General features: G+C 71.8%; 13 protein-coding genes. 10 read left to right on the top strand and 3 right to left on the bottom strand.

What is annotated here, in order from left to right; all coding sequences use genetic code 11:
* Positions 1–35: 35 nt before the first annotated feature.
* From ACF061_RS33435 to ACF061_RS33425, 3 genes are all read left to right on the top strand, one after another.
* On the top strand, positions 36–191 hold the full coding sequence (locus tag ACF061_RS33435; RefSeq protein WP_392270761.1) for a DUF6131 family protein: 156 nt from the start codon (positions 36–38) through the stop codon (positions 189–191).
* A gap of 364 nt (positions 192–555) precedes the next feature.
* A complete protein-coding gene (locus tag ACF061_RS33430; protein ID WP_392270760.1) occupies positions 556–1,035 on the top strand; it encodes an ATP-binding protein in 480 nt (159 codons plus the stop codon).
* A gap of 151 nt (positions 1,036–1,186) precedes the next feature.
* Complete coding sequence (locus ACF061_RS33425) at positions 1,187–1,381, top strand: antitoxin (protein WP_392270759.1); 195 nt, start codon at positions 1,187–1,189, stop codon at positions 1,379–1,381.
* A gap of 168 nt (positions 1,382–1,549) precedes the next feature.
* Here the strand turns inward: ACF061_RS33425 and ACF061_RS33420 are convergent, their stop codons facing one another.
* Positions 1,550–2,704 (bottom strand): enolase C-terminal domain-like protein, encoded by a 1,155-nt coding sequence (locus ACF061_RS33420; RefSeq protein WP_392270758.1) that lies wholly within the window; start codon positions 2,702–2,704, stop codon positions 1,550–1,552.
* Positions 2,704–2,943 carry a hypothetical protein gene (locus tag ACF061_RS33415; protein WP_392270757.1) on the bottom strand — a complete coding sequence of 80 codons (240 nt, stop codon included), beginning with the start codon at positions 2,941–2,943 and terminating at the stop codon, positions 2,704–2,706. The genes ACF061_RS33420 and ACF061_RS33415 overlap by 1 nt, the downstream gene beginning before the upstream one ends.
* A 352-nt stretch (positions 2,944–3,295) precedes the next feature.
* Between ACF061_RS33415 and ACF061_RS33410 the strand changes: the two genes are divergently transcribed.
* The 5 genes from ACF061_RS33410 (at position 3,296) to ACF061_RS33390 (ending at position 8,489) form a co-directional block, all read left to right on the top strand.
* Positions 3,296–4,105, top strand: coding sequence for a sigma-70 family RNA polymerase sigma factor (locus ACF061_RS33410; protein ID WP_392270756.1), 810 nt, complete (start codon positions 3,296–3,298; stop codon positions 4,103–4,105).
* A 119-nt stretch (positions 4,106–4,224) separates the two neighbouring features.
* Positions 4,225–5,745 carry a hopanoid C-3 methylase HpnR gene (gene hpnR, locus ACF061_RS33405; RefSeq protein WP_392270755.1) on the top strand — a complete coding sequence of 507 codons (1,521 nt, stop codon included), beginning with the start codon at positions 4,225–4,227 and terminating at the stop codon, positions 5,743–5,745.
* Between the two features lie 34 nt (positions 5,746–5,779).
* Positions 5,780–7,498: a cytochrome c oxidase subunit I gene (gene ctaD, locus ACF061_RS33400; RefSeq protein ID WP_392270754.1), complete on the top strand. Its 1,719-nt coding sequence runs from the start codon at positions 5,780–5,782 to the stop codon at positions 7,496–7,498.
* Positions 7,495–7,887 carry a cytochrome c oxidase subunit 4 gene (locus ACF061_RS33395; protein WP_392270753.1) on the top strand — a complete coding sequence of 131 codons (393 nt, stop codon included), beginning with the start codon at positions 7,495–7,497 and terminating at the stop codon, positions 7,885–7,887. Before ctaD ends, ACF061_RS33395 begins: the two co-directional genes overlap by 4 nt.
* A 131-nt stretch (positions 7,888–8,018) precedes the next feature.
* Positions 8,019–8,489, top strand: coding sequence for an SPW repeat protein (locus ACF061_RS33390; RefSeq protein ID WP_392270752.1), 471 nt, complete (start codon positions 8,019–8,021; stop codon positions 8,487–8,489).
* Positions 8,490–8,553: 64 nt separating this feature from the next.
* Here the strand turns inward: ACF061_RS33390 and ACF061_RS33385 are convergent, their stop codons facing one another.
* Positions 8,554–10,209: a cytochrome bc complex cytochrome b subunit gene (locus tag ACF061_RS33385; RefSeq protein WP_392270839.1), complete on the bottom strand. Its 1,656-nt coding sequence runs from the start codon at positions 10,207–10,209 to the stop codon at positions 8,554–8,556.
* Positions 10,210–10,519: 310 nt separating this feature from the next.
* Between ACF061_RS33385 and ACF061_RS33380 the strand changes: the two genes are divergently transcribed.
* Both ACF061_RS33380 and ACF061_RS33375 read left to right on the top strand, forming a co-directional pair.
* The gene (locus ACF061_RS33380) at positions 10,520–11,083 is read left to right on the top strand and encodes a hemerythrin domain-containing protein (RefSeq protein ID WP_392270751.1); all 564 of its coding nucleotides are present in this window, start codon (positions 10,520–10,522) and stop codon (positions 11,081–11,083) included.
* 401 nt (positions 11,084–11,484) lie between these two features.
* Positions 11,485–11,739 carry a DUF3040 domain-containing protein gene (locus ACF061_RS33375; RefSeq protein WP_392270750.1) on the top strand — a complete coding sequence of 85 codons (255 nt, stop codon included), beginning with the start codon at positions 11,485–11,487 and terminating at the stop codon, positions 11,737–11,739.
* Positions 11,740–12,019 lie beyond the last annotated feature (280 nt).

The raw sequence follows: 12,019 nt of genomic DNA, 5'->3' as shown, positions 1-12,019 counted from the left end.
CAGTGGAAGCAGCACTATCCTCGACGGAGGCGGTCATGATCGTCCTCGGTGTCATCCTGCTGGTGGTCGGGTTCGTCACCGGCATCTCGGTCCTGTGGACCATCGGCATCATCCTCGCCGTGATCGGCGCGGTTCTCTGGCTCCTTGGCAGCATGGGGCACGCGGTGGCCGGCCACCGGCACTACTGGTGACCGACAGGGGCGCAAGGCTCAGTCCCCTTCCCCGGCACCGCCCGCACCCGAGTGCGGCGGGCCCGCGCGCCACGGCGTGCGGGCCCGCCGCGCGGTGTCGGCGGGCCCGCCGCGCGGTGTCGGCGGGCCCGCCGCGCGGTGTCGGCGGGCCCGCCGCGAAGGCCCCTGACGCCGCACTCCCAGGGGCGGAGCCGCGGGCCGGACCGTCACCTGGAACGTCGCCCCCGGCGCGGGCCACCACTCGCCCTCGGCCGGACGGCCGGCCTCCGGCTCCCGTGGCGCGGGCCCGGTCTATTCCTCGCCGGGCGGGGTAGCCGCAGAAACGAAAGAGCAGTAACACACTGTGACACTTTGAGGCAACCATATGGCCGTCCCGCTTAGGCAGAAGGCGTCGGACGAGCCGGACCGGAACAGGAACCCGCATGGCACGCTGCGTTGGGACGCCCATTGGGGAAGTGGCACGATCAGTGCCGCCGAAGCCCGCGCCGCCGTCCGCCGTTTCCTGGACCGAGTCCGTGCCGTCGACCGCGTCACCATCCCCGACCGCGTGGCGCAGGACGCGCAACTCGTGGTCAGCGAACTGATCACGAACGTCATACGGCACGCCCCCGGAGCCTGCGGAATGGGCCTGGAGGTGCGGCCCGGCAGCGGGCTCGTGCAGATCAGCGTGTGGGACAGTTCCTCCCGGCCGCCCCGGCCGCGGCCGCCCGACGGCCGCCGGGTGGGCGGCCACGGTCTGGAGATCGTGGGTGCGCTCAGCCACCTCCTGACGGTCACGGACCGTGACCCCGGCAAGCAGGTCACCGCACAGCTCCTGCTGCCCGGCGCGCCCCTGGAGGGGTGAGCGCGGCGCGCGCAGGCGGCCGCCCCGTGCGCCGCCCCTCGGCCCGGCCGGGTCCGCCGGGTCCGAAGGGCGTCGGCCGTGGCACCTGCGGATGCGGCCCTTCGGGTGGTCGTCCATGCTGGGAGTGAACCCCGCCGCGAAGGAGTGCGCGATGAGCATGATGGACAGGCTCAAGGGCCTGCTGAAGGGGCACGAGCAGCAGACCGGCAAGGGCATCGACAAAGGCGGCGACTACGTCGACGACCGCACCCGGGGCAAGTACCGCGGTCAGGTCGACACCACTCAGGACAGGCTCAAGGAGCAGCTGGGCGATCAGGACCGGGGCCCGGACCAGCCGCCGCGGTGACGCGCCGCGCGCCCGGCCCGACAGGGCCGCCGCTGCCCGCGTCGTGCCCGGCCGGCCTCCGCGCCGGCCGGGCACGACGCGTCGAGGCCCGCCGGCTCCCCGTGGACGGCTGGATGTTCCGATCGGGGCGGACATGTACGCTCGCCCCACGCGGACCAGCCAGTTCCGTCAGGCCGGCCGTTCGCCGTGGACGCGGTGGGGTTCCGCGTCGGCCCACTTGACGTCCAGACCGAGCCCCGGCCGGCCGGTGTCCGGCCGCAGGGCGCCGTCGACGGGCGACAGCGTGCCGTCGAACACCAGGTGCTCGAACCGGACGTGGTCGTGGAAGTACTCCAGGTGCCGCAGCCGGCGTACGGCGCAGAAGGCGTGGGCGGAGACGGCGGGCGCGCAGTGGGCGGACAGGTCCAGGTGCCGGGCCGCCGACAGGCCGGCGACCTCCAGCAGGCCGGTGATCCCGCCGCAGCGGGTGACGTCCGCCTGGAGGCAGTCCACCGCGGCCCCCTCGACGAGATTGACGAAGTCCCGCGTGGTGTAGGCGTACTCCCCCGCCGCGACCTCCAGCCGCGCCGGGCCGTGTTCCCGCAGCATGCGCAGGCCCTCGATGTCCGCCGAGCTCACCGGTTCCTCGAACCACCGCACGTCCCACTCGGCCTGGAACCTGTGGGCCCAGTACAGCGCCTCCTTCCGGCCGAGCGCGCCGTTGGCGTCGGTGAACAGTTCCGGTTCGTCACCGATGGCCTCGCGGACCGCGGTCAGCCTCCGCGGGTCCTGCCCGGGATCGCGCGAGGTCTTCAGTTTCACCCGCCCGATGCCCTGTTCGGTCCAGCCGGCGAGCTGCTCGGCGAGACGATCGAGGGAGTAGTTGGTGAAGCCGCCGCTGCCGTAGACGGGGACCCGGTCGTGGTGGGCGGGCAGTGCGTGGACCAGCGGTACGTCCAGCAGCCTGGCCTTGAGGTCCCACAGCGCGATGTCGACGGCGGAGACCGCCATCGCCCCGAGACCGGGCCGGCCCGCGTTGCGGATCTGCCGGCCCATCAGCTCCCACAGTACGGGCGGCGCGGCGGGGCTCCGCCCGGTGAGCAGCGGGGCGAGTTCACCGGAGAGGAAGGTCGCGGCCGACACGTCCCCGTAGGTATAGCCGACACCGGTCCGTCCGGCGGCGTGCACCCGCACCAGGACCATGGTGGTCGAGTCCCATTCCAGGGTCCCGTCCTGCTCCTTGCCGTCGGGGCCGTCGGTGGGCAGCTCGAATGCGTGTACGTCGACGGAGTCGATCCGGCACTCGTCGAGGGCCGGGGCCGCACCGGTCGCGATGTCGCCCATCAGCGGTCACCCGGCAGGCGCTCGGCGGGGCCCGGCGCGGCGGCACGGCGGCCCGCGTTCCCGGCGGACCCGGTGTGCGCGCGGGCCGGGAGCGCGGCCGTCTCCTCGCGCCGGGTCCGGCCGAACTGCCGGCCGGGCGCGCCGGGCGCCCTCCGGCCCGTGTCACTCACGAGTCCGTGGACCCGTCCCGCGCCCCGGCCGTCGGGGGGTCGCCGGACGAAGTCGGCCACCAGCGCCATGCCGCACTCCTTCGAAGCCGCCTCTGCCGTCACCAGCGGGTGACCCACGGGGCGGGTGCGTAAACGGCGGAAGCGGCCACGTCACTCCGCCTCGCGCGGGCGGCCGCACCCGCCGCGGGCACCGTGCCGCGCCCCGAGCCGGATGCCGGCCGGGGCGGCACACGGCCTGCGCGGCACACCCGGGCCTGGGCGACACGCCCGGACCGTCTCACCCGTGAGACGGACAGTGCGGTGCAGGCGGGCGTATGTCCGCATGAGACGGAGGGGCAGCGGGATCGAATGAATCATTCAATGCGCCTATCAGACCCGTCATGGACGCCAGGCGCAGTCGTCCACCGATGGGAAGCTAGCTTTGCAGACCTCGACGACCGTCCCGCTGCCCGGTACCCGTCGCACCCTGCCCTCCCACCACTCCGGCACGTCCGCGGACCAGGAGTTGGTGTACCGGATGGCCTCGTGCCCGCCCGGACCGGCGCGGGAGACGCTGCGCGAGCAGGCCATCCGCGCCTTCCTGCCGATGGCGCGCAGGATCGCACGACGCTACGGCTCCCACGCCGACAGCGACGAGGACCTGTACCAGGTGGCCTGCATGGGCCTGGTGAAGGCCGTCGACCGGTTCGACCCGGAGCGCGGGCACGCCTTCCTGTCGTACGCGGTGCCGACCATCGACGGCGAGGTGCGGCGTCACTTGCGTGACTCCGCCTGGGACCTGCGGGTCTCGCGCGCCCTGCAGGACAAGCACCGGCGGCTGCGGGCGGCCCAGGAGGCGCTGCGCCGACTGGGACACAGCGACGGCGGCACGTACGCGGAGCTCGAACGGGTCACCGGAATGGCCGAGGAGGACGTGCGTCTCGCGCTCCAGGTGGACCGGGCACGGCGTTCGTCGTCCCTGGAGGAGGAGCGCGGTTTCGACCGGAGCCGGCCGCTGGCCGAGACCCTCGGCGCCGAGGACCCCGCCCTCGACCTGGTCACCGACCTGGTGGCGCTGCGGGCGCTGCTGCGCGGACTGCCCGTAAGGGAGCGTCGTGTGCTGGGCCTGTACTACCTCGAGTCGCTGACCCAGCAGCAGGTGGCCCAGGCGGTCGGCCTGTCCCAGATGCACGTGTCCCGGCTGATCGCGCGGACCTGCGCCCAGCTGCGCGCCCGCCTGGTGGAGAGATGAGCGGTCAGGACCGGGCGGCGCGCCCGCTCCGGTGCCGCTGGGCCGCACGGATGACCTGCGTTTCGGGCCGGACCGAGCGGTTACTCCCCCGCGTCCCGCCCCGGAGCCCGAGGTGACCCATGCGCGTCCTGCTCGTTCATCCCAGTGCCCTGATGTACTCGGAGATCTTCCTCAGGCTGGAGCCGCTCGGTCTGGAGCGGGTGGCCGCGGCGGCCCGGGACGCCGGGCACCAGGTGCGGGTGGTCGACCTCCAGGTGCTCCGTCACCGGGACCTGCGCCGGGTCGTGCACTCCTTCCGGCCGCAGGCGGTCGGCTTCGGTCTGAACTACCTGGCCAACATCCCCGAGGCGATCGACCTGTCACGGGCGATCAAGCGGGTGCTGCCGGACTGTTTCGTCTTCTTCGGCGGCCACAGCGTCTCCTTCGTCGCCGACGACGTGCTGCGCCAGGCGCGGGGCGCCGTCGACGCCGTGGTGCGCGGCGAGGGCGAGCCCGCGATGGCTCCGCTGCTCCAGGCGGTGGGCGACGGCGGACTGCGGGAGGTGCCGGGCATCGTGACCGCCGACGGGCACGGACCGGCCCCGCGCATGCTGCACGGCATCGACGATCCCCGTCCCGCCCGTGACCTGATGCGCCACCGGCGCCGCTACTTCATCGGCGAGCTCGACCCCTGCGCCTCCATGGAGTTCACCCGCGGCTGCCCCTGGGACTGTTCCTTCTGCTCCGCCTGGACCTTCTACGGCCGCAGCTACCGCAAGGCGAGCCCGCGGGCCGCCGCCGAGGAACTGGCCTCCATCGCCGAACCCAACGTCTTCATCGTCGACGACGTCGCCTTCATCCGCCCCGAACACGGCGACGACATCGCCGCCGAGCTGGAGCGCCGCCGGATCCGCAAGCAGTACTACCTGGAGACCCGCGCCGATGTGCTGCTGCGCAACACCGAGGTGTTCGAGCGCTGGACCCGGCTGGGGCTGCGCTACATGTTCCTCGGCATGGAGGCCCTGGACGCCGAGGGGCTGGACCTGTTCCGCAAGCGCGTCAATCCCGACGACAACTTCCGCGCCCTGGAGACGGCGCGGCGGCTGGGCATCAACGTGGCCGTCAACCTGATCGTGGATCCGGCGTGGGACGCCGAACGCTTCCGGCTGGTGCGCGAGTTCGCCCTGTCCGTCCCGGAGATCGTGCACCTGACGGTCATGACCCCCTACCCGGGCACCGAGATCTGGCACACCGAGTCCCGCCGGCTGACCACCCGGGACTACCGGCTGTTCGACATCCAGCACGCCGTGGTCCCCACCACCCTGCCCCTGGAACGCTTCTACGAGGAGCTCGTGCGCACCCAGTCCGTCATCAACCGCAAGCACCTCGGTCTGCGCACCGCGTTCGGCGCGGCCCGCATCCTCACCGACCGGCTGGCGCACGGCCAGACCAACTTCGCCCGCATGCTGTGGAAGTTCAACCGCGTCTACAACCCGCAGCGGCAGCTCGCCGACCACCGCCGGCCCGTCCACTACGAGCTCCCGCTGCCGCCGCGGGCCCCGGTCGGCAGCCGCCGGGAGCTGTACATCCACACCAGGCAGGCCCCGCGCTCCGGACCGCCCTCGCGGCCGTCCGGGGGCCCGGCCGGCCGGCCGCAGTGAGACGAGTCGCAGCCGCAGCGCGTGGAGGGCGCTCATGTCACAGACACAGTCCGGCGTGGACGAGCCGCGGGAGACCGCCCGTCCGCCCCGGGCCCGTACGGGCGAGAAGATCCACGACTACCTGACCACGACCGACCACAAGAAGATCGGCCACCTGTACCTGGTCACCGCGTTCGCCTTCTTCATGGCCGCGGGCATCATGGCGATGCTGATGCGGGCCGAACTGGCCCGGCCCGGACTGCAGATCATGAACCAGGACCAGTACAACCAGCTCTTCACCATCCACGGCACGATCATGATGCTGCTGTTCGCGACGCCCACGTTCGCCGGGTTCGCCAACGCCGTGATGCCGTTGCAGATCGGCGCGCCCGACGTCGCCTTCCCCCGGCTGAACGCCCTCACCTACTGGTTCTTCCTGTTCGGCGGGCTCACGGTGCTGTCCGGCTTCGCGGTCGACAACGGGGCGGCGCCCTTCGGCTGGTTCGCCTACACGCCGCTGAGCAGGGCCGAACACAGCCCCGGCCACGGCGGCGACCTGTGGGCGATGGGCCTGGTGGTCGCCGGACTGAGCACCACGCTGGGCGCCGTCAACTTCATCGCCACGATCCTGTGCCTGCGCGCGCCGGGGATGACCATGTTCCGGATGCCGATCTTCACCTGGAACATCCTCTTCACCTCGATCCTGGTGCTGTTGGCCTTCCCGGTGCTCACCGCGGCGCTGCTCGCCCTGGAGGCGGACCGCAAGCTCGGCGCCCACATCTACGATCCGGCCAACGGCGGAGCCCTGCTGTGGCAGCACCTGTTCTGGTTCTTCGGCCATCCGGAGGTCTACATCGTGGCGCTGCCGTTCTTCGGCGTGGTCACGGAGATCATCCCGGTCTTCAGCCGGAAACCGGTCTTCGGCTACGTCGGCATGGTGGGGGCGACCATCGCGATCACCATGCTGTCGGCCGCCGTCTGGGCCCACCACATGTTCGCCACGGGCGCGGTCCTGCTGCCGTTCTTCTCCCTGATGTCGTTCCTGATCGCCATTCCCACGGGGGTGAAGTTCTTCAACTGGATCGGCACCATGTGGCACGGCAGTCTCTCCTTCGAGACGCCGATGCTGTGGTCGGCGGGATTCATGGTCACCTTCCTGCTCGGCGGGCTCAGCGGCGTCGTCATCGCCTCCCCGGCGCTGGACTTCCACCTGACCGACAGCTACTTCATCGTCGCGCACCTGCACTACGTCCTCTTCGGGACGATCGTCTTCGCCATGTTCGGCGGGTTCTACTTCTGGTGGCCGAAGATGACGGGGAGGATGCTCGACGAGCGGCTGGGGAAGATCCACTTCTGGACGCTCTTCGTCGGCTTCCAGACCACGTTCCTCGTCCAGCACTGGCTCGGCGAGAGCGGCATGCCGCGTCGCTACGCCGACTACCTGGCCGCCGACGGGTTCACCGCGCTGAACGGCGTCTCCTCGATCGGCGCCTTCCTGATCGGCCTGTCCACGCTGCCCTTCCTCTACAACGTGTGGAAGACCGCCCGCCACGGGACGAAGGTGGAGGTGGACGACCCCTGGGGATACGGCCGGTCCCTGGAGTGGGCGACCTCCTGTCCCCCGCCCCGGCACAACTTCCACGCGCTGCCGCGCGTGCGGTCCGACTCGCCCGCCTTCGACCTGCACCATCCGGAGATCCTGCGGGAACTGCCCTCGGCCGGGCACGGGACCGTGGAGCCCACTCCCGACACGATGGGGAAGCAGAGCGAATGAAATCCGAGGCGTACCTCTTCGCCGGCGTGGCGGTGTTCTTCCTCCTCACCGACGTGGCCTACATCTGGTTCGCGCGGGAACCCGCCGGCATCGCCGCGTTGACGGTGTCCTGCTTCATGTCGTCGGTCATCGCGTTCTTCTGCCTGATCAACCACCAGCGCAAGGGCGAACGCCCGGAGGACCGGCCGACCGGGGAGATCCACGAGCGCAGCGGCCACGTCGACTTCTTCCCGCCGCACAGCCGCAACCCGGTGGTGACCGCCGCCGGTGTCACGATCTGCGCCGTCGGCGTCGTCTACGGTTTCTGGCTCTTCATGATCGGAGTCGGCGTGCTGGCGATCGGGCTGCTCGGCATGGTGCTGGAGTACGTGGGACGCGAGAGCGACTGACCGGCCGCGCGAGGCATGCCGAAGACGGCGGAACTTTGCGCTGATAATCTACGTAAAAGGGGCATAAGTCACCCGGACGGGGGAACTCTTGCACAAGGCAACGGAACCCTTTTGGAGAGGAGACGACAGCAATGTCGTATCCACATCGCTCCAGTGACATGGGCACCCATCCGGAGATGATGGGCTCGCATCCCGAGATGGCCGAGATGCGCGAACGGCTCGAGCGCACCGCGTCGAGCGGCCCGGCGATCGCCATCGAAGGACTCGTCCTTCTGACAGGCCTCTACGCCGCGATCTCCCCCTGGGTCGTGCACTTCGCGATCCAGCCGGCCATCACCGTCAACAACCTGATCGTCGGCATCACCATCGGCCTGATCGGGCTCGGCCTGGCCCTGGCGCCGGAGCGCATGTTCCGGCTGTCGTGGGCGCTCGTGCCTCTCGGCGTGTGGCTGTTCATCTCCCCCTGGGTGGTGACCCTCACGCACTCCGCGCGGGCGGGCATCATCTGGAACAACTGCTGGGTGGGCGCGGTGACCGCCGCGCTGGGCCTGGCCGCCATGGGCCTGACCATCGGCATGGGGCGCCGCAAGGGCCGCCGGTGACACAGCGGAGCGGGCCGTGTCCGCGCCTGGGCGCGTGGACACGGCCCGCCGCCGGTCGGTCGGCTCACCCCGGCGAGGAGCCGGCCTCCGGCGGTGAGCCGGTTCCGCCCGACACCGGGTCGGCCGTACGGCCGGTGATCTGCAACCGCTCCTCGGCCGTGGTGGGCGCGTCGACGCGCTCGCCGTAGTACCAGGCGCTGAGCGCGGCCCGCAGCCGGCGGCCCAGCGGCGCGTCGGCCCCGGGACGCTCCAGGGGCAGCGGAATCTCCCTGACCAGGAACTTGTAGCGGCGCCTGACGTCGATGCCCACATGGCTCTCGGCCATGCCGCCGGGCAGGTCCTGGTACACCTCGCCCGACTCCTCACCCTCCTCGAGCAGCCGGCGCTCGTGCAGTTGCAGCGCCAGGCAGACACGCTTGGTGATCAGATAGGCGAGGACCGGACCGACGAAGAACAGCACCCGGAAGATCCAGGTCAGGACGTTGACGGAGAGCTGGAACGTGGTGGCGATCACATCATTGCCGCCCGCCAGCATCAGGACGGCGAACCAGACGACGGCGCCGACACCGAGGCCGGTGCGCACCGGCCGGTCACGCGGCCGGTCGCACAGATGGTGCTCGACCAGGTCCCCGGTGACCCAGCGTTCGAAGAACGGATAGGCGTAGAGGACGAGGAACAGCAGCGCGGGCAGGACCACCGCCGGCAGCAGCACGTTCCACATGAAGGTGTGCCCGGCGACGTTCCACTCCACCCCCGGCGTCAGACGCAGCGCGCCCTCCAGGAACCCGACGTACCAGTCGGGCTGGGCGTCGGTGGACACCTGGTCGGGGCGGTACGGCCCGAAGGCCCAGATGGGATTGATCTGGGCGATGGCCCCCGCGACGGCCAGGACCCCGAAGACCATCAGCGACAGCCCGGTCGACTTGCCGACGAAGGAGGGGAACATCGGCTTCCCCACCACGTTGCGGTTGGTCTTGCCCGGCTCGGACCACTGGGTGTGCTTCAGATAGACCACCATGAACAGGTGCACGGCGATCAGCGCGATCAGCAGGCCCGGCACGAACAGCACATGCACGATGTAGAGCCGCCGGATGATCGCGTCTCCCGGGAAGGGGCCGCCCCAGGCGAAGAAGGCGAGGTAGGTCCCGATCACCGGGATCGACTGCACGATGGAGTTGGCGGTGCGCAGCCCGGTGCCGGACAGCAGGTCGTCGGGGAGGGAGTAGCCGCAGAACCCTTCCAGCAGCGCCAGCATGAACAGCGTCACGCCCACCAGCCAGTTGGTCTCGCGCGGCCTGCGGAAGGCGCCGGTGAAGAAGATCCTGAGCATGTGCACACCGATGGCCGCGACGAACACCAGTGCGGCCCAGTGGTGCATCTGACGCATCAGCAGCCCACCGCGCACGTCGAAGCTCAGGGAGAGGGTGGTCGCGTAGGCCTTGGACACCAGCAGACCCCGCAGCGGCTGGTACGTGCCCTGGTACCGCAGCTCGGCGAGGCTCGGATCGAAGAAGAGCGTCAGGAAGGTCCCGGTGAGCACCAGTACCGCGAAGCTGTACAGCGCGATCTCGCCGAGGAGGAACGACCAGTGGTCGGGGAAGGCCTTGCGCAGCAACTGCCCGGCCAGCTCGGAGACGGGCGCGCGCCGGTCGGCGACGACGTAGGCCTGGAACGCGGTCTGCCGGGCCCTCGCCTCGACCTTCGCCCTGCGCCGCCGCATCAGCACGCCCGCCTCACACTCCTCAGGTGTCGTCCCCGGGCCCGACGGGCAGCGCCGGCGGCGCGACGGGCACCCGGGAACGCCCGCCTGCCAGGTGTTCCCATCTTGGAGGTGCGGCCCGCGGGCACGGCGCAGGCATGCCGGGGACACCCCCATTGCCGCAGCGACGGTGCTTCCGGTTCCGGCCCGACGCCGCGCGGGCCGCCCCACCGCGCGTCACGGGCAGGCACGGCGGGCCGTCGCGGTCCATGGTGGTACTCGGTGGTCGCTGCGGAGCGCCGAGCGGCCGGCACGTCAGCGAGGAGCGGGAGTGGACAGTCGGAGCGGCAGCATCGTGGACGAACTGACGGCGGACCACGCCCGGATCCGGTCCCTGTTCGACCGGATCCGGGCGGCGCGTCCCGGCGGCCCCGAGCGGCCCGCCCTGGTGGAGCAGGTGTCCATCGGGCTGGTCCGCCATTCGGTGGCGGAGAAGGCCCACCTGTACCCGGCGGTGCGCCGGTTCCTGCCGGACGGTGACCGCTGGGCCGAGCGTGAGCTGCGCGAACACCGGGAGGTCGAGGAGCTGCTGGTGTCGCTGGAGGCAGCGGACCCGGCCGGGGAGGAGTACACCCGTCTGCTGCTGGCGGTGGTCACCCGGGTGACGCGGCACGTCGTCGAGGAGGAACAGGTGTTGTTCCCGCGGCTGCAGGTCCTGTGCCCGGCCGACGTGCTGCGGGAGCTCGGGGCGAAGGTGCGCGAGGCCGAGGCGTCCGCACCGACCCGGCCCCGTTCCGCGGCTCCGGACGCGGCGCCGCTGGTGAAGCTCACCGCCCAGGTGTGGGGACCGCTCGACCGCCTGCGCGACCTGACCGCCCGGCGCGGCCGGCGCTGACGCCGCCGGACGCGCCGTCGGCGCCTGCCGGGCCGACAGCCGCCTTCGCGCAGGGCAACGGAGCAGGTGTGCGCCGCGCGGGCGCCGTACGCCGGCCCCGGGCCCCGCGCGGTGCGGGGACGACGCCCGTGCCGCACGCGGTGCGGGGACGACGCCCGTGCCGCACGCGGTGCGGGGACGACGCCCGTGCCGCGGCCCTCGCCGCACCGCGAGCGCGCGGTCCGGTGCCAGTGGCGGTTTTCCCGCGTGACCGCCTGCCGCGGGGGTACTGCGGAGCTACGGACCGCATCGTCCCCGCCCGGGCCGCAGCCTCTCTCGCGCCCACACCGGGCGCCGGTCCCGCGCGGACCGCCGGGGAGTCACCGCCGTATCCGCCGTGTCGCCGGATCCGAGGAGCCCCCGTGAACTTCGAACGCGAACTCGCCCAGATCGAGAAGCAGTTGGTGACGCAGGACCCCCTCCTCGCGGAGAAGCTGGAGACATTCGAACAAATAACCGCCCCTCGGCCGAGAACCGGACAGCGGCGGCACGTCCTCCTCCTCGCCGCCATCGTCATCGTGCTGCTCGCCCTCACCTCCGCCCTGGCCGCCGACCCCGTCGTCGAGCATCCCAAGCCGTCCCAGGTGGTCAGGGAAGAGCCGCCCGGGTCCGGCTAGGGCCACGACCGGAGAGGCCCGCCGGTGAACCTCTCCGGCCGCGGCACCACCCGCCCGCGGACGTGCCCGGATGGGTCGCGGCGTTCCGGGAACCCGGTGCCACCCGGACGGTGGGGGCCACCGCGGGCCGGGAACGGCTCGGCCGAGGCGCTGTGACCACTCGGCGGTCGTCCCGCGCGGCCGGGTCGGCCGGCCCGGGGCCGTCTTCCTGGTATGTGTGGTGACGGCCGTCGGCGGCCGGGCCGGCGGGACACGGCGGCGGTGCGGAACGGGTGGCCGG

Origin of the sequence: Streptomyces sp. NPDC015220 (genome assembly GCF_043079345.1) — a bacterium.
Classification (GTDB): domain Bacteria; phylum Actinomycetota; class Actinomycetes; order Streptomycetales; family Streptomycetaceae; genus Streptomyces.
The sequence above is the reverse complement of the archived record's forward strand: the minus strand, read 5'-3'. Positions and strand labels throughout refer to the sequence as shown.